This is a genomic window from Rhodonellum sp. (assembly GCF_030656585.1).
Classification (GTDB): domain Bacteria; phylum Bacteroidota; class Bacteroidia; order Cytophagales; family Cyclobacteriaceae; genus Rhodonellum; species Rhodonellum psychrophilum.
This window is the reverse complement of the sequence record NZ_JAUSPP010000024.1, coordinates 37,578-55,875: the sequence shown is the minus strand read 5'-3', so window position 1 is coordinate 55,875 and position 18,298 is coordinate 37,578. Positions and strand designations below refer to the sequence as shown.

General features: G+C 39.5%; 16 protein-coding genes and 2 tRNA genes. 6 read left to right on the top strand and 12 right to left on the bottom strand.

The window, feature by feature from the left end:
- Window positions 1-1,088 precede the first annotated feature (1,088 nt).
- A complete protein-coding gene (locus tag Q7J63_RS05370; RefSeq protein ID WP_304884549.1) occupies window positions 1,089-1,961 on the top strand; it encodes a hypothetical protein in 873 nt (290 codons plus the stop codon).
- 404 nt (window positions 1,962-2,365) lie between these two features.
- Window positions 2,366-2,605 (top strand): hypothetical protein, encoded by a 240-nt coding sequence (locus Q7J63_RS05365; RefSeq protein ID WP_304884547.1) that lies wholly within the window; start codon window positions 2,366-2,368, stop codon window positions 2,603-2,605.
- A gap of 51 nt (window positions 2,606-2,656) precedes the next feature.
- Here the strand turns inward: Q7J63_RS05365 and Q7J63_RS05360 are convergent.
- Window positions 2,657-2,730, bottom strand: a tRNA-Arg gene (locus tag Q7J63_RS05360).
- A gap of 179 nt (window positions 2,731-2,909) precedes the next feature.
- Between Q7J63_RS05360 and Q7J63_RS05355 the strand changes: the two genes are divergently transcribed.
- Window positions 2,910-3,647 carry a porin family protein gene (locus Q7J63_RS05355; RefSeq protein ID WP_019600475.1) on the top strand — a complete coding sequence of 246 codons (738 nt, stop codon included), beginning with the start codon at window positions 2,910-2,912 and terminating at the stop codon, window positions 3,645-3,647.
- 53 nt (window positions 3,648-3,700) lie between these two features.
- Here Q7J63_RS05355 and Q7J63_RS05350 read toward each other — a convergent pair whose 3' ends face one another.
- Both Q7J63_RS05350 and rpoN read right to left on the bottom strand, forming a co-directional pair.
- Window positions 3,701-4,324, bottom strand: coding sequence for a hypothetical protein (locus Q7J63_RS05350; protein ID WP_026333899.1), 624 nt, complete (start codon window positions 4,322-4,324; stop codon window positions 3,701-3,703).
- Window positions 4,325-5,779, bottom strand: coding sequence for an RNA polymerase factor sigma-54 (gene rpoN, locus Q7J63_RS05345; protein WP_019600473.1), 1,455 nt, complete (start codon window positions 5,777-5,779; stop codon window positions 4,325-4,327).
- A gap of 191 nt (window positions 5,780-5,970) precedes the next feature.
- On the opposite strand from rpoN, the gene asnS reads away from it, so the two are divergent.
- Entirely contained in the window at window positions 5,971-7,422 is a 1,452-nt protein-coding gene (asnS, locus tag Q7J63_RS05340) for an asparagine--tRNA ligase (protein ID WP_304884542.1), read from the top strand.
- A gap of 58 nt (window positions 7,423-7,480) precedes the next feature.
- Here asnS and Q7J63_RS05335 read toward each other — a convergent pair whose 3' ends face one another.
- The 7 genes from Q7J63_RS05335 to Q7J63_RS05305 form a co-directional block, all read right to left on the bottom strand.
- Window positions 7,481-8,722: an MFS transporter gene (locus Q7J63_RS05335; protein ID WP_019600471.1), complete on the bottom strand. Its 1,242-nt coding sequence runs from the start codon at window positions 8,720-8,722 to the stop codon at window positions 7,481-7,483.
- 68 nt (window positions 8,723-8,790) lie between these two features.
- Window positions 8,791-10,266 carry an NAD(P)H-hydrate dehydratase gene (locus tag Q7J63_RS05330; protein ID WP_304884540.1) on the bottom strand — a complete coding sequence of 492 codons (1,476 nt, stop codon included), beginning with the start codon at window positions 10,264-10,266 and terminating at the stop codon, window positions 8,791-8,793.
- A complete protein-coding gene (locus tag Q7J63_RS05325; RefSeq protein ID WP_304884538.1) occupies window positions 10,259-11,587 on the bottom strand; it encodes an MFS transporter in 1,329 nt (442 codons plus the stop codon). The genes Q7J63_RS05330 and Q7J63_RS05325 overlap by 8 nt, the downstream gene beginning before the upstream one ends.
- A gap of 67 nt (window positions 11,588-11,654) precedes the next feature.
- A complete protein-coding gene (locus Q7J63_RS05320; RefSeq protein WP_019600468.1) occupies window positions 11,655-12,116 on the bottom strand; it encodes a biopolymer transporter ExbD in 462 nt (153 codons plus the stop codon).
- 2 nt (window positions 12,117-12,118) lie between these two features.
- The gene (locus Q7J63_RS05315) at window positions 12,119-12,751 is read right to left on the bottom strand and encodes a biopolymer transporter ExbD (RefSeq protein ID WP_019600467.1); all 633 of its coding nucleotides are present in this window, start codon (window positions 12,749-12,751) and stop codon (window positions 12,119-12,121) included.
- Entirely contained in the window at window positions 12,751-13,080 is a 330-nt protein-coding gene (locus tag Q7J63_RS05310; RefSeq protein ID WP_019600466.1) for a hypothetical protein, read from the bottom strand. The genes Q7J63_RS05315 and Q7J63_RS05310 overlap by 1 nt, the downstream gene beginning before the upstream one ends.
- A 57-nt stretch (window positions 13,081-13,137) precedes the next feature.
- Window positions 13,138-13,944 (bottom strand): MotA/TolQ/ExbB proton channel family protein, encoded by an 807-nt coding sequence (locus Q7J63_RS05305; RefSeq protein ID WP_019600465.1) that lies wholly within the window; start codon window positions 13,942-13,944, stop codon window positions 13,138-13,140.
- Between the two features lie 799 nt (window positions 13,945-14,743).
- On the opposite strand from Q7J63_RS05305, the gene Q7J63_RS05300 reads away from it, so the two are divergent.
- On the top strand, window positions 14,744-15,898 hold the full coding sequence (locus Q7J63_RS05300; RefSeq protein WP_304884534.1) for a hypothetical protein: 1,155 nt from the start codon (window positions 14,744-14,746) through the stop codon (window positions 15,896-15,898).
- Between the two features lie 107 nt (window positions 15,899-16,005).
- Window positions 16,006-16,320: an HPF/RaiA family ribosome-associated protein gene (locus Q7J63_RS05295; RefSeq protein WP_019600463.1), complete on the top strand. Its 315-nt coding sequence runs from the start codon at window positions 16,006-16,008 to the stop codon at window positions 16,318-16,320.
- 566 nt (window positions 16,321-16,886) lie between these two features.
- Here the strand turns inward: Q7J63_RS05295 and Q7J63_RS05290 are convergent.
- A tRNA-Ser gene (locus tag Q7J63_RS05290) sits at window positions 16,887-16,973 on the bottom strand.
- A 248-nt stretch (window positions 16,974-17,221) separates the two neighbouring features.
- On the bottom strand, window positions 17,222-18,298 hold the full coding sequence (locus tag Q7J63_RS05285; RefSeq protein ID WP_026333898.1) for an asparaginase: 1,077 nt from the start codon (window positions 18,296-18,298) through the stop codon (window positions 17,222-17,224).

Below are 18,298 nucleotides of genomic sequence, written 5' to 3'. Positions count from 1 at the left end.
GTATCGCGCAATCGTTTTTGTTTTTTGTCTTACAGTACTTCAATGAACTTCTCCCGGACTTTTCCGGGCTCGTGATGTCGCCATCCCCAATCTTTTCCACTCTTCGTTTTCAAGCGGGTTGCAAAGGTAAACAATTTGTCTGAATTTGTTGATGTTTTTTTGAAAAAATTTTCAGGCCCGAAAACCCGATCCTTCCTCCAAAAAACCAGCTCCAGCAATCCAAAACCAATCGTTTTCCAAAATTTTAATCTCAAATCAAACCCTTCCTTCCGAAGCGGGTTGCAAAGGTAAACAAATTGTCTTTCCTCGCAAGATTTAATTTTCAATATTTTCCTTCCCGTTTTACCGTTCTGAACGCTTTCCCTCTTTTGGGATTGCAAAGGTGCAAAAGAAAATGTCTTTTTGCAAAGAGAATAAGTCATTATTATCAGTATCAAACATTATGAACTGAACATCAGCCCTATATTCTCGATGATCAAGAAGTAATCTCCCAATTCTTTGAAATGTAAATGGCAACCTCGTCAAAACAGGCAACTGAAACCAACTCAGAATTTACGGCAAGCCCCCTTCCAGCCCTATGAATTCAGCAAAGGCAGTTCAAGATGGGGTAACAGGAAAGCTTATTGATGCTAAACAATAGGACCGATCTGACGCTATGGTTTCGTCACTTGCCCAAACCATGCATCCTCTATGGATCATCCTTCTTGAATAACAAGTATCTAAAACAAGCGCATCTAATCCGGTGCTGATAACTCCTCCTTTTTTTCGCAAACGGTTAATCTGCAAAATTCAATTCCCCAGAATCCCCTTATTTGTAGGCGATGTGATATTTGTTACGCGACAATATTTACCGATTCACTAAACTTAGACGAGTTTAGGGATTTTTATAAATTCAATAAACTTATTCACAAACAAAAGGTTAACAGATACTTTGTTCCAATTTCAAAGTGATTTGTAAAATCTATTGGCTACAGCACTTTCTTAAGATTAGATTTTACTACAAAGACGCCTACTTAGATTGTAAAGAAGAATGGAGACTGGTTGCTGTGAGATAAACTGGAACAGGCGAAAGATTTAAAAAAAACAAGATGATCAAGAAATTTTTCCAATGGCAGATTAACACATTCGATATATTGGATGAGCATTGGGAAAGTACCGCTGTATCCAAAGTGATCAGTAATATTGTCGTGGGATTTTTTGTGGCAGGGCTGTTTTTGGGTCTCCTTTCTCATTTAGAGATCGTAGACTTGGGTGAGAATTTTACGGCATTTTTTGCAATTGAGCTGGCATTCAACGTATTGCTTATATTTGAGGTGTTGGGATTGATATTTCTCATCCCAAAATCCGTTGCCGATTCAGTGGGCAAACAGTTTGAGATTATTTCGCTCTTGTTGCTGAGGGATGCATTCAAAGAGTTTGGGCACTATTTGGGTGACCTAAGTTGGGATGTGGGCTTTTTAATGGAGTTGTTACCTATAGTATCAGATGCATTTGGAGCGATATTGATTTTCTTGATCACAGGCCTCTTTTATAGGGCACAGCGGCACAGGCGAATCACCCAAAGCTATGAGGAGCAAAAAGGGTTTGTCGCCATCAAAAAACTTATTTCAATCTACCTCACCGTTTCTTTTATTGGATTGGGCATTTACGATATTATTTCGGCCTATCAGATGCATCAGTTTATTTACAGCATCAAGTTGTTTTACACATTGCTGATTTTTACTGATGTTTTCATTTTATTGTTCTCACTCCGATATAACACCAAATATTACAACCTTTTCCGTTATTCCTCATTTGCATTGGCTACCATATTCCTTAGACTCACTTTGAGCGCACCTGCCTATTACAATGTGTTATTGGCCGTAATTGCCGGATTGATGGTTTTGGGGGTGACTTCGATCTACAATCAATTGTTGTCCTCTAAAGAAAGTGGAGCCAATAGAGATGGTGCCCAAGGGTAATTCAACCCGAAACAGGCATTTGGTTTCCTCCTGGAGTTCAAACCTCAAGAAAATCAGACTATCCGGAAAATTGTGAGCAGTACCGTTCTGGTGAAGCCAAAAACAGTAAACAGGTTACTAATTATTTGAATTTTCAAAACGCAATGGAATTGGCAATGCATCACACAGGTCACCTGAGTAAAAAGCAATTCCCAGATGTATGGCGTTGATCCCACATGCTCAGGCGAGATTCATGGTATGCGTCTATACCAAGAATGTCAACCGGTTCAACGACATCACTGATTTGATGGGTGCTCCCATTGCAACATTCAAGGTTCATACCAATGATTCAAAACATGCATTTATTATAGAACCCCGAGTCCGTCTTCAATGAAGTGACAAAATCCAAAATTTCTCCGTTGATCATGGCACACCTGCATCCTTCCAGAAACAGAAATCCTACCGATGCAGTCATGGCTCTGGGAAGGAGGACCAATAGGACAAGCAAGGGAATCGCCCATGAGCGAATGCTTCAACTTGTCCTTTCATCAAATGGAAACACTTTGGTTTTCCTGATGTGGGGAAGATTTGGGATGGAAATAGGCACAAAAAAAGGAAGAAGATTTTATCTCCTTCCTTTTCGTTTCAACCTCATTCTCTCCTAAACAAAAAGAAAACAAGTATGTTAAAAACAACGCTCTGAAGAGCGCTAGTAGTGACCTCGTCAGGATTCAAACCTGAAACCTCCTGAGCCGTAATCAGGTGCTCTATTCAGTTGAGCTACGAAGCCGTATTGGGATTGCAAATGTAACCATATTTTCAAATTAAAAAAATGAGTTCAATCGAATTTTTCAAAAGACAAAGTGCGGTCCAACTTGATTATTAAGAATTATTAAGATCAAAAGGAATAAAAATCAAGTATGTTTTTATAATTTAGCGCCTTATTATTTTAATACAATTCCATCTTTCATGAAAAGACTTACAGCAGTTTTATTGGCTTATTTGATAACATTCTCATTGTTTGCCCAAGAAAAAGAGAAAACGCCCATAGGGGGAAGGCCTAACATTAAAGGTGACCTCTTTATTGACATTGGGTTAAATACCTTAAACAATAAGCCTGATGAATTGGCTACCAGTTTATTCCCATCAAGAACCTTTAACATCTCCTACCAATTGCCGGTCAAATTATTCGGTGAGAATTCAGGGGTCACTTTTAATCCGGGTTTAGGATTGGGTTTGGATAAATTAGCTTTCAAAGAAGACCAAAATTTATTCAATGATCCTTTGAAAGGTCCAACTTCAAGTCGATTATTAGAAGTAAAGGATGTATATGGGGATGAAATAACCATCGGAAAAAACAACGTATCTCTCAATTATGTGGATATCCCGTTGGAATTCCGTTATCATTTTAATAAAACCAATTATGATAAGGGGATGAGAATAGCCGTTGGAGGGAAAATCGGATTTCTTTTTGATTCGCAAACAAAAATCTCTTATACAGATGAGAATGAGTTAGAAAGAAAAATAAAGGATAAACAATCGTACGGGATCAATCCAATCAGATACGGTATATTGACAAGGGTTGGGACGTCTGGCTTCAATGTTTGGGGATATTATGGGTTAAATGAAGTGTTTTCTAAGGATAAAGGACCTTTCAATACCAAAACCAATCAAATTAATTTTGGATTGTCGGTAGCACTCTTTTAGATTCCAAAGTGAAAAACAAGCATAAAAAAAGACCGGAGAAATCCGGTCTTTTTTTATGTAAACAAAAGGTAGTAAAAAGATGAAAAGCAGACGACAAAGCCCAACAAAAACCCCCCGAATATTTCTAGGGGAGAATGTGCGTTTAGGTGAAGTCTTGCAGAGGCAATTGCACCAGACAAAATAATAACACCGATGAGTGGATAGAGTAAATCGACCATTGGATACCTAAGGCTCATCACCAAAACAATCGCGAGCAATCCCGATACCCCTGTCATGTGGGCGCTAATTTTCCAAAAAACAGTGATGCTGGTTAAAAGTATCAAACAAACCGTCAGGACGAACAAGGTAAAGACCAAAGTAAAATCGACCCATGCTTTGACATAAAACAAGTAAGAAGTAATGAAATACAACATGCTGATAATCGAAAACGGGAAAATCCTGTCTTTTTTATCCTCTATTAAAACCGAAGGAATAACCTTGGTTAATCGCAATATGAAAATCATGAACAAAGGCAACACCAAAGTATTGACCACAATTACCGAAAAAATCTGATTCTTGTCCCCCCCAGTTGCTATACTGGACTCCTGCATCCCGTAAAGCAAAAACAAAAAGATCAAGGAGGGCATCACCAAAGGCTGAAACAGCAATGATATTATTTCTGAAAGTCTTCTACCCACTTAAAGTTCTTTTCTTAATCTTGCCACAGGGATTTGCAATTGCTCACGATATTTAGCTACCGTTCGCCTTGCAATATTGTATCCTTTTCCATTCAGCATCTTCACCAATTTATCATCAGAGAGCGGTTTGCGCTTATCTTCCTCATCCACCATCGTCTGCAAAACACTTTTCACTTCTTTATTGCTCACATCCTCACCCGAGTCCGTTGCAATACCTTCTGAGAAAAAGTACTTCAGCGGAAAAATACCGAATTCAGTTTGAATCGATTTACTGTTGGCCACTCGGGAAACCGTAGAAATATCCATATCTATTCTTTCGGCAATGTCTTTCAGGATCATTGGCCGGAGCTTGGTCTCATCACCATCTTGGAAAAAATCAATTTGAAAATTCAAAATGGCATGCATCGTCTTAAGAAGGGTGTGTTGCCTTTGTTTAATGGCGTCAATGAACCATTTTGCTGCATCAAGTTTCTGCTTCACAAAAGTGACCGTTTCCTTGAGCTTTTTGTCTTTTTTGTCGCTTTTCTCATACGCATTGAACATCTCTGAATAAGACCTGCTTACCCTCAATTCCGGCGCATTTTTAGAATTAAGCAAAATATCAAGTTTCCCTTCCACATTATTGAGAATGAAATCCGGGAAAATATACTGAGTTTTGACCATTCCATCCGCAGCTCCCCCCGGTTTGGGGTTAAGCCTGGTGATCATTTGGATAGCATCCTTCAATTCATCATCCTCAATGTTCAGTTTTTTCTGAATTTTGGGATAATGCTTTTTTGTGAACTCCTCAAAACACTCCCCTACAATTCTAATTGCATTCATGACAGTAGGGTCATCGGAATGTTCCTTGCGTTCCAATTGGATCAATAAACATTCTTGGAGATTTCGAGCAGCAATTCCAGCTGGATCAAATGCCTGAATTTTTCTTAGGATTTCCTCTACCTCATCGATATCGATCTCCATATTTTGACTGAATGCAAGATCATTGATAATGGCTTCCAAATCCCGCCGGATATACCCATCATTTTCTATACTCCCAATCAATTGTCTTCCAATAATTTTCTGATGCTCATCCAGTTTCAAAAAACCAAGTTGGGTGATCAGTTGCTCATGAAGCGATACCCCGCTTGAAATAGGGATTTCTCGATCATCATCGTCAGGGGAATAATTCCCATCACCTTGCATCTTGTATCCTCCATAATCCTCATTCAGATAATCGTCGATATTCACATCGCTTTCTTCCTTCCCTGAATCCTCCTCATATGACTCTGGAAATTCATCCTCATTCTGGTCTTTTTCTTCATCTTTACCCTCTTCCAAAGCAGGATTTATTTCCAACTCCTCCTCTACCCTTGCATCCAACTCGACCGTAGGCACCTGCAACAATTTTATAAATTGAATTTGCTGAGGAGAAAGTTTCTGGGATAATACCTGACTTAAATTTAATTTTTGCATAAAGGATACTTTTGATTAATGAGTGGAAAGAAAAAACCTATGAACTAAGGCGATCAATGCACTTTTCTTTTCCAAATTTAGGAAATAAGATCAATTTTTTGATAAAAAGCTAAGAATATCGTTTTTTTGCATTCCGCTTACCCGAACTAACTCATGTTCTATTATAAAAACGGAATTAATAATCTTTAAAGATGGCATTCAACAGCAGAATTAAAATCAAATCACTTTTGGAAAGTGATGAAACCGGTCACGACGTTACAATCATGGGCTGGGTAAGAACGAAGCGAAGCAACAAAAACGTATCTTTTATCGCGTTGAATGATGGCTCAACAATCAAAAATTACCAAGCAGTAGCGGATCCGAATTTGATCCCTGAAGATATCTTGAAGAAAATCACCACTGGTGCTTGCATAAAAGTCACTGGTGAAATTGTTCAATCTCAGGGTGCTGGCCAACAAACCGAAATCATATCCAAATCAATAGAGATCCTGGGGGAAGCAGATCCTGAAAAATTCCCACTTCAACCCAAGAAACACTCCTTGGAGTTCTTAAGGGAAATCGCCCACCTCAGAATGAGGACCAATACTTTTGGGGCTATATTCAGAGTACGCCACGCCCTTGCTTTTGCGGTTCATAAATATTTCAATGACAAAGGGTTCTTCTATATCCACACGCCTATAATTACCGCTTCGGATGCCGAGGGAGCAGGAGAAACTTTCAGGGTGACTACACTCGATCTTAAAAACCCACCCAAAAACGATAAAGGGGAAATAGATTACAAGGAAGATTTCTTTGAGCGGGAGACCAACCTAACTGTTTCAGGACAGCTGGAAGGGGAATTGGCAGCAATGGCACTTTCGGAGATCTATACCTTTGGGCCAACTTTCAGGGCTGAAAATTCAAATACTGCCAGACATTTGGCCGAATTTTGGATGATTGAACCTGAAATGGCCTTCTTTGACGCAGAGGACAACCAAAACTTGGCAGAAGACTTTCTGAAATATGTGATTTCCTATGCTTTGGAAAACTGCCAGGATGACCTTGTTTTTCTTGACCAAAGGGCTTCCGAGGAAGATCAGGCAAAAAAGGTTGAATTAAGAAGTGAAATGGGCTTATTGGAAAGGTTGAATTTTGTCGTCAACAATGAATTTGAAAGAATAACCTACACCGAAGCTATCCATATTCTCAAAAATTCCACTCCGAACAAAAAGAAAAAATTTCAGTTTCTGATCGAAGATTGGGGAGTAGACCTACAATCAGAACATGAGCGTTTTCTGGTAGAAAAACATTTTAAAAAACCCGTTATCTTGACCGACTACCCAAAAGAGATCAAATCCTTTTACATGAGGCAAAATGATGACGGCAAAACAGTTGCTGCCATGGATATTCTTTTTCCGGGAATCGGAGAAATTGTCGGTGGATCCCAAAGAGAGGAACGCCTAGAGCTATTGACCAAAAGAATGGAAGAAATGGATATCCCCCAAGAGGAAATGTGGTGGTATTTGGATACGAGAAGATTTGGTACCGCTCCACATGCCGGTTTTGGTTTGGGATTCGAAAGAATGGTGCTGTTCGTTACCGGAATGTCCAATATCCGGGACGTAATCGCATTTCCCAGAACACCTGGTAATGCGGAATTTTAAGTTTTAAATCATTATCACAAAAAAGGTCATGGGGTTCTAAATCCCATGACCTTTTTTTTTAGGCTTCGTTGGAAACTTCTTCTGCTGGAATTTCATCCCCTATAATCGGAAGTGATTCAATTATCTTAATCCTTCTTGCCAACGGAATACAAAGTAAACTGAGACCAATGGCCGCATAACCCACAATGTTATAATTGATCAATTCTCCATTTGCACCCTCCACTAGGATCATCCCTGCAACAAAAGATGCAAGACCTGCAGCAAGTTGTTGGACTGATGAGTTGAAGCTCAAAAAACTCCCCCTATTTTCAATTTTTGCGGTAGCGGTGATCAAGGCTGTTGCGGGAACCATTCTACCATTGGAAGTCACGAAAAACAGGGTGGACGCCAACAAAACATAAGGAATAGGCGTCACACCCAAGTTCGTAATAATGGCAATCGGGATAATATTCAAGGCCATAAAAACGCTGAAGACCTTGATCATCCCATATTGATCACTCATCCTACCTACCCAAGGGGAGGTGAAGATGGTGAAAAAACCACCTGCCATATAAACATAGGTAAGTTCCATATCCGTAAAACCAACATTGGCCACCATATATGGACTCAGAAAGGGAATAATGGAAAATTGACCCAACATCATCATGATGGTCAATGAAATTGCCCTCATTTGATTGGGATTACCTGTCACTCTTCTAATTACTTGAATTGGGGTGGGCTTTGTTATTTGTTTTCCCAAATGCTGTGTGATTTTAGGGATAAATTTGAAAATCATCAAGAAAATAATCCCCGACAACCCCAAAAGAAAATAAAATGGTGCGTGCCAAGTGGACATACTTGCAATGAACAATCCAAAAGGGACACCAAAAACAGAAGCAACGGAGAACGCTGCCATCACCCAACCCATTGCCCTACCCCTTCTTCCTTCAGGAATGGTATCTCCTATTATGGACAAAACCAGTGCAGAGGTCAAACCCCCAAAAAAGCCTGAAAAAATTCTAGCCATTAATAAAACCGGATAACTCGGAGACAGGGCGCAAGCCAAAGTCCCCAAAAGAAAACCTACAAAAACCCAAAGTAGAATGCTTTTTCTATCATATTTATCCAGGAAAAAAGCGCCCAAAAAGCTGCTGAATCCAGCGCTAAAGGTGTATGAAGAAACCAATAAGCCAAATTCCCTTGGTGTGATCTCAAACATTCTCATCAATTGTGGCCCCAGGGGCATGATGATCATAAAATCCACAATGTGTGTGAAATTGATGGCCGCAAGGGTCCAAAGCAAAAGTTTTTCTTTCTTCATCCTAATAAAATACAAAACCTTAACTCTTTGGGGCAAATTAAAGTTCTACCCATTCAGATACACAGGAATTAAAAAACCTGCATTTGGACAAAGGTTTCTGGAATGGCTTCAATGATATCAGAAGCAATCATTCCTCTCTTTTTCGAAACTGAGGCAAGCTCCCCGGCCAATCCATGATGATACACCCCACAGATAGCGGCATTTTCCGATGAATATCCCTGGCCTAAAAAGGAAGTGATTATTCCAGTCAAAACGTCCCCTGACCCAGCGGTCGCCATATATTGATTGCCGGTAGAATTAAAAAACTGCTTCCCGTTGGGCAATGAAATCGAGGTAAAAGCACCCTTAAGAATCAAAATGCAATTGTTTTTCCGGGAAAAACTCCTTGCCTTCTCCAACCTTTCCAAATGATTCGAACAATCCCCGACCAACCTTTCAAACTCCTTAAAATGTGGCGTGAGAATACTCTGCTCAGGTAATAATTTTAACAAATGCGGATAAAGGGCAAGCGTATTCAACCCATCTGCATCGATGACGACAGGTTTTCGAAATCGCTTCAATAAGCTTTCAAAAAAGGAAAAATCATTTTGAATCCCCCAACCAGGCCCAACTCCAATCGCATCAAAATTATCCAACATTTCCAACTCACTATCCGTAACCGCCATTATTTCTGGGGCAACGACAAGAGAGGAAGAAGATTCAGATCCAGGGAGATGACAATGGACCAAACCACTTCCGGTCCTTAGCGCAGCCCTGCTCGCCATCAAAATCGCACCAACTTTACCGGGACTTCCACCAATCAAAAGTACCCTTCCAAAATCGCCTTTGTGGCAAAATTTATGGAAGAACTTATGACGGATAGCCAAATCTTTTTTCTGAATGAAAAATTTATCTTCCCCAAATTGGTTCAAAAGACCATCTGAAATACCGATATCCACAATTATAATCTCCCCTGTGTACAAAGCATGCTCGGGGAAAAGCATTGCCAACTTAGGAAATTGAAAAGTAACAGAATAATCCGCATGAAAGGCATCCCCTACCAAAACCCCATCCGACGGAATTCCTGAAGGAATATCTATCGCAATTTTTGTGGCTGACAAACCATTCAGTTTTAGAATTAAATCCAGGTAAATTCCAGAAAGTGGCCTATCAAGCCCCACCCCTAATACGGCATCAATAACAAAGGTTTTCTCAGGGAGAATAAATTCAAAGGTGTCAAAATCCATAATCGGGATGGTTTTTGGTAACCGATTGAAATTCGCTTGAAAATTGGAGGAACAATTAGAAAGATGTTCGAATTTAATTATGCTTATCTGATACCCCATTTGATATAAGAGCCTTGCGATCGCAATGCCATCTCCACCATTGTTGCCCGGTCCACAAAAAATATAAATTGGAACCTCAGGGGACTTGAATTTATCGATAAACCAGGAGACAAAAGCATTTGCAGCACTTTCCATTAGTTCAAGTCCACTGATACCTTCTCTTTGGATATGTGCTTGGTCCAATTGAGAAACTTTCTTACCGGGAATAATACTAAGCATGTTCGACCTTGGAAGACATTTCTAGATTCCTTTTGGGTATTTTAACCAATATAAGAAATCCCAGGCCGACAAAGAAAAAGAGAGCGAGTGCAAGCGAACTATTTCTCATACTTCCTGAGAGTTGTTCGATCAACCCATAAGAAAATGTACCCAGTACGATCGCAATCTTTTCGGTAACATCAAAGAAACTGAAATAAGAGGCATGATCTATTGTATCAGGAGGAATCAACTTCGCATAGGTAGATCGGGAAAGGGATTGGATCCCACCCATAACCATTCCCACCACAAAAGCCAAGGCATAAAATTGGTATTCGGAAATGACAAAATATGCGGCAACACAAATAAAAACCCAAATAAACACCATGATGACCAAAGAATTTTTATTACCAAAGAGTTTAGATACGTAGGCAAACAGAAAGCTCCCACCAATGGCGACAAATTGAATAATCAAAATCGTCACAATCAACTTGTCCCCAGGAAGCCCCAATTCTTTGTCCCCAAAAGATGCTGCAAGGTACATGACTGTTTGGACTCCCATACTATAAAAAAGAAAGGCGGCCAAAAACCTATTCATCACTGTAGTTTCCCGCACTTCTTTGAACACTCTTCTGATTTCATGATACCCTTTCGAAAAAAGTGATTTTTGGACTTTTCGATTGTAGGGATTCTTGGGCAGAAAATGAAAAGGAATCTGTGCGAAACCTGCCCACCATAAACCTGTAATTAAAAAAGACCACCTGGCAGCTTGCCCACCATCAGATATCCCGAAAAATTCAGGAGACTGGATCATAAACAAATTCACCACCAATAAAATCACACTTCCAATATATCCCAAAGAAAAGCCTCTGGCACTTAAGAAATCATATTCTTCAATATTTGCTATTTCTGGCAAATAGGCATTGTAAAAAACTATGCTACCGGCATAACCAATACTTGCCAGCATTGCACAGATGACTCCATATTCAAGATTATCCCCATCAAAAAAGAATAAACCTACACATGCAAGAGAACCCATATAAGTGAAGATTTTCATAAAAAGAAGCTTTTTGCCTCCATAATCAGCCATTCCAGAAAGCAATGGCGACAAAAATGCAATTATCAAAAAGGAAAAAGAAATCGAGTAGGAGTACAAAACAGTATTGACAATGTCAAACCCAAAAAATTTTACTGTATATCCAAATTCATCTGATTTGGTTACACCATTGAAGTAAACTGGGAAAATGGTGGAAGTAATGACCAGACTGTAAACAGAATTGGCCCAATCGTACATCGTCCAAGCCCTTTGAATCTTTTTCTTGTTATTCAGTTTTGGTAAGGCCATTTTCGGATTAAAATTAAAAAAGCTATCTCAAACGAGATAGCTTTTCAATATAAATCATTAAGAAAGATTAATTCTCAACTTTTCCTGTTGAAGCATACATTAACTTACGTGCATCCGCTTCTCTCAATTCAAATTGAATATCGGAAATTGGACCCATTTTCACTTCTCTGTCTGCCTTCATGGAGATGGTAATTTGATCTCTTTCAGCTTCTCCCAATTTGTCTTTTTCCTGATTCACCCATAACACGATGTCTTTGGTGTTGATCAAAACATCATTGGCTTGAATTCTTGGCTCTGAACCATACAAGGAAACGTTTTTGGGTTTCCCTACGAAAAGGTAGGAAATCAAAGACTTCTTTTCAAGCTTCTGCAACTGAGTTGCTTGAGGGAGCTTTTGTTCTACCAATAGATCCTGTTCTCTAAGCACAGTGGTCACCATGAAAAAGAACAACAACATAAAGATAATATCCGGCAAAGCTGATGTTGGAATACTGATCTCAGCTTTGGTTTTTTTCTTAAATTTACCCATAGTTAACTTCCTATTTTATCTGGTTCAGCAATTGAAATCGCCATAGGAATCCCTTCTTTCCCTCTGTCCTGAAGATCTTTCTCTGAGGCTGATTTCCCAGTAAGTGCTCTGTATTGATCGGCTGTGATGCCAACCCTTTCCGCATAGATCTCAAAATAAGCTCTTTTGACTTGATCAAGAACTTCAAGATACCGCTCGTAGCTAGTACCCCTATTGGTTTTGATTGAGACAACAGCCTCACCAGGATGATCTGAAGAACTTGGATCCTTGTTCGACTTTGCCTTCAATGTTGCAGGCAACCCGTTGTACAATTCGGCATATTCTGAATCTGGAATACCAAAATTCAAAATAAATGCTTTCACATCGTCAGATAAAGATTCGGTATTGTCCAAGTATTCTCCTTCTACCAGAAGCTGATCATTTGCATTTACAAGTATGTTGAAAATGTTACGCTCATTCTTCTTGATATCAGGTGGCGGTACGTTCGGATCTTGCTTTGGAGGAAGAATATTAAGAATACCCTTGTCCGAAGCAATTGTGGTGGTAACGAGGAAGAAGATAAGGAGCAGGAAAGCGATATCCGCCATCGACCCTGTACTTACCTCCGTACTCATTCTTGATTTCTTCCTTGCCATTATTTTACAGCTTTAGTAATTTCAGTGACGACAATCCCTGCCAATGCGATGAAAAACAACACATAGACAGTCATGAGCGCGCCACCAACTAACTTAGATGATGTTTCGGTAAGATTAAAGGGTTCTGCTGCAAACTTGGGCAACACATCCCCGTCTGAAATTGAATAAGCGATAAAGAAAATGATCACCAAACCTACAACAGCGGCTAATGTTTTACCTAGGCTTTTTGGATCATCTAAAGACTTAATCAATGGCATTACTACTGCGAGAATTATACCTACTAATACTAAAACATAGGATAGGTATAAGGAAATATCTGTTATATCCATATTAATTTATTTCTAGGTTATGAACAATTGGTTGTTGAATTTTCATTCAACAATCAATTATTTCGTCAGTTTATACCTTACAAGAATGTCTACCAAAGAGATAGAAGCATCTTCCATGTCGTTGACAAGAGAATCGATCTTAGCGACACAATAATTGTAAAACAACTGCAAAATAATCGCAACTATCAAACCCGCAACTGTAGTCAAAAGAGCGATCTTAATACCACCGGCTACAAGCGAAGGAGAAATATCACCAGCAGCTTCGATTGCATCAAATGCACCAATCATACCGATAACTGTACCCATAAACCCAAGCATTGGAGCAAGAGAGATGAAAAGAGAGATCCAGATAAGACCTTTTTCCAATCTTCCCATTTCAACAGAACCATAGGCGATAATTGATTTTTCAACCATCTCGATTCCTTCTGAATATCTCATCAAGCCTTGCGTAAAAATGGACGCGACTGGACCTTTTGTGCTTTTTGTAACGTCTTTTGCCGCTTCAATGCCTCCTTGTTCCAATGCATCTTCCACTCTAAGCAATAATTTCTTGGTGTTGGTGGTAGATAGATTCAAAGTAATGATTCTTTCAAGCGCAACCGCTAGACCCAAAATCAAACAGATCAATACCGGAGCCATGTAAGCTGGATCACCTTCAATGAATTTTTCCTTGATTACTTGGTGGAAGCCTTTCTCTTCCTCAATAATTTCATCATCCACGATTGTTGGAGCAGCTACAGGAGCTATTTCAACGGTTTCAGTTGTGTCAACAGCAGCAGCGTCTGTGGCTGCGTCTTGAGCTTTCGAGATCACCGGAGATAAAAGGATTCCAGTAAGCATGAACAAAGTGATTAGCTTTCTCATAATTTAGATTTTAAATAGACTTTAGATAAAGGTTAATGGTTTCTTGAATAATATTGAATTTTAAAGTTATCATTTTTTCAATTCAAATTGCAATGGATACAATCATAATTTTTTTAGATAGTTTAAATTTCGTCACTGTTTTTATAATATTTGCAAGCTAAATCATCTATTTTGAACACATTAGACAATTTATGTGAACGGAAAAACTATTGCGGTAAAGGGAGTTTAAATGCTATTGAATCAATTGATGAAAAAACAAGTCTGAAATCCTCCTTTGCCCTGCCCCAAACTTCCTTTCTCCAATTCAAGTTGTCAGCGGAGACAAGGCCAAGTCCCTGTAACCATTTTTCCAAGGAATAAACATACTGCTATATCACTGAAAAACAATCGGTTTAGCTGTGAATATTCGCATAAGGATTGTCTTTTTTTGGGCCCTGTTAAAAACTAAATCCCCTTGAAATAAAAGCCCCTGAAAAATCCCGCTTTCCAATCCAATAGGGCTAAGTTTTGGCTATTTCCCAACCAAAAAAGGCTATTTCGGGCTGGAACAAGATTCTTTGCGTGGATTTCATTCTTAGGTTTTCCTAACAAAGAAGTTCGGAGAAATTGATTTTGACTTTCTAACTGCCCTCAAGGTGAAAAGACAATAATAATGTAACTATTCCCTAAATTTAAGTAACATTTTTAAACTTTGAAAAATCTATCTTTACGGAACACGTGATTTTCACGGCATTTTTTGAATGCTATTTTGCCTCATATTCTAAAATGAAACCTAATTTATTACTAACGAAAGAAAAATATGAAATTACTAACCGAAAAACTGATTCAAGAGCTTCTGAACGTGAATGAGGAGCTTTGTCTATCGCTTTACATGCCCACGCACAGGTCCCATCCTGAAAATCTTCAGGATCCAATCAGGTTTAACAATCTGATCAAGGAACTCGAAAAATCCATATTGACCAAATATTCAACAACTGAGACGACCACCCATCTTGAGCCGCTAAAAAAACTTGCTGAAGATGCTGATTTTTGGAACCATACTACTGAGGGTCTTGCAGTACTCAGCACAAATGGCCGTTTTGAAGTCATTAAATTAAAGGTTTCCGTGGAAGAATTAGCCATTGCAGCGGACAGTTTCCATACAAAACCGCTCCGAAAATATTTGCAGTCCACCGACCGATTTCATGTTTTGGGTGTAAGCCACCACGATATCCAGCTATTTGAAGGGAACAGGCATTCATTGGATCCGATAGTACTCTCCGAAGATGTACCCGCAACGATCGAAGATGCACTGGGAGATGAATTGACAGATAAACACACTACCGTTGCCTCCTATGGTGGCTCGAGTGGTGAGAGCTCAAATATGCACCATGGCCACGGAGGCAAAAAAGAAGAAATGGACTTGGATGCCGAACGTTTTTTCCGTGTGATTGGAAAGTCAATTTATGAAAATTATTCGAGGCCTACAGGGCTGCCCCTTATTCTAGCGGCCTTACCAGAGCACCATCATCAATTTCACGAAGTGAACATCAACCCACTGTTGTTGGAGAAAGGGATTACCGTAAACCCTAAATCGGTCTCAAAAGAAATTCTTGCCCAAAGGGCTTGGGAGGTCATGGAACCGGAATATTCAAAAAGGTTAAAAAATACAGTGGATAGGTTTGAGCAGGAAAGAGCCAATGGAAAAGGCAGCGATGACTATAAAGAGGTAGCCATTGCGGCTGTGGAAGGCAGAATTGACACCCTTCTAGTAGAAGCAGATAGGGTAATCGCTGTTCGGATTACCAATTTGGTTACTGGAAATACACAAAAGAAGGACTTGGACAATCCGCGAGTTGATGATCTTTTGGACGATATGGGGGAATTGGTCATGAAGATGGGTGGAAAAGTCATCGTGGTTCCTACTGAAAGTATGCCCTCCGAAACAGGTCTTGCGGCCATATACCGTTATTGATTTAAGAGAAGTAAATAGACTTGTGGGGATTAAATAAAAAAATGATGAAGGGAATAAACTTTCCTACAGGGAGCTTCCCTTTAATTTTGAATAAAAAATAAAAACAAATGAAAATCCAGATAAACACCGACAAAAATGTAGAAATAAGCGAAAATAAAATCGCTTGGTTTTCTGAACTTATAGCCAAAGATCTAGACAGATTCAATGGACAAATCACAAGAATAGAAGTTCACCTTTCGGATGAAAACGGAAGTAAGGAAGGGCCTGAGGACAGACGCTGTTTGCTGGAAGCCCGAGTAGAGGGTATGCAGCCACTTGCGGTGACCAACCAAGCCGATTCAGATGAACATGCAGTAAAAGGAGCGGTTGATAAATTGAAAAATTTGCTAAGTACCAGGCTTGGACGGATGAAAAATCATTAAACCCAAAACATGTATTGGCTTTACTCCAGGAGTTGAGATGCAAAAAAATCAGACCGACTGGAGAATAACCCGTATTACCAATATGGTGAAATCAAAAACAGTAAACAACTGACTGATTATTAAACTATTTCATGCTAGAATGGAAGAGGCAATACACAACACCGATTAAATCAGCAAATAAAAATTATTTTAATTTACATTAGGCCAACGCTAATTGTCTGAAGTTTTAAAACAGAAAGACAATTGGCATTGGCCTTTTTTTAATCTTGAGATATTCCAGCTGGGTACTGCAGTCAGAAGAGTGATTGACTGGCAAATTTCAGCAAGATGAACACTTGGATGATGGTGATGGTGAAAGCAAATTCCTGCATGAATGAATCAAACAGAAACTTTCGAAAGGAAGGGACTAAATACTTGGGTCAGTCATCGGTTATTAGAATAGGTATTTGACTCAACTTTGAAAGTTTCTTCTTTGATGGAGTAAAAAAATCAAAAACACAATCAACTATCCTCTTAAAAAGAAAACCCTAACTATCATATTTTTAGATAGTTAGGGTTTAATAATGCAGAGAGGAAGGGATTCGAACCCTCGATACCCTCACGAGTATACACACTTTCCAGGCGTGCTCCTTCAACCACTCGGACACCTCTCTATTTGATACCTCAGCTGAATCGGAGTGCAAAGAAAATTAAAAATTTCAGCCAATCCTAACTTCCGCCGAGAAAGTTCGCTCTGTTTCTCATTTAATGTGCTCAATCTACAAAAAAACATCTATTGCGGGAAGGGTGAAGCATTATTGCAATACAAACCTTCCACAATAATTCCCCAAAACACCAATACCACTTCAATGAAATCAATTTGGTCCACGCACAAAATTTACATCAGCCCAGTTCAAACCAATCAAAACCCGGGCAATGACATTTCTCCCGCCAAAGAGGTGATCAGCTTCCTTCTTATAATATGCTCCTCGGTTTCATTGGCCAGAAGAAACATCATCTTCGTGATGGCTGCCTCTGTGGTGATGTCTCCTCCACTTAAAATCCCTACCCTCTTAAGATCCTTGCTCGTCTCGTATCTTCCCTGGATGACCCTGCCTCCGTTGCATTGGGACACATTCAATATAATGATCCCCTTTTTGACAGCCCTTTCCATACATTGAATAAACCAAGGTTCGCTTGGGCTATTGCCTGAACCATAGGTTTCCAACACCACTCCACGAATCCCTTCAATATTTAGACAGCTATCTATAATCTTGGAGGTAATCCCAGGAAAAAGTTTGATGACCATCACGCGGTTGTCTAAACCATTGAAATATTTCAATTCTCGTCCTTCTTCGTAGGGCCTGATGGCCGCATAATTGTAATCTATGATGATGCCCGCTTCAGCCAGTGGTGGATAATTTTCCGATTCAAACGCATCAAAATGTATGCTTTGAACTTTTTTGGACCTGTTTCCCCTTAATAATTTATGGTTGAAAAATATACAAACTTCAGGAACAATGGGTTTACCGTTGGCTTTTGCGGTGGCAATTTCCAAGGCGGTCATCAGATTTTCCCTGGCATCTGATCTCATTGCGGAGATGGGCAATTGTGCGCCAGTGAAAATCACAGGCTTGCTCAGACCACTTAACATAAAGCTCATCATTGATGCGGAATAGGCCATCGTATCTGTTCCATGAAGCACGACATACCCATCATAGCTGTCGTAATTCTCATAAATGATATAGGCCATATCCACCCAATGCTGCATGTTGACATTCGAGGAATCAATAGGCTCCGGAAAAGAAATCACCGTGATCGCAATATTCATGCTCGTGAGTGTGGGGATCTTCTCAAGAATTTGACCAAAATTAAAAGGTACCAACGCCCCGGATTCGTCATAGGCCATACCTAGTGTCCCACCTGTGTATATGATCAAAACCGATGAGGTTATATCGTCTTTTGCGGCAGTACTGAGTCTTACTATTTTGTAGTTCAT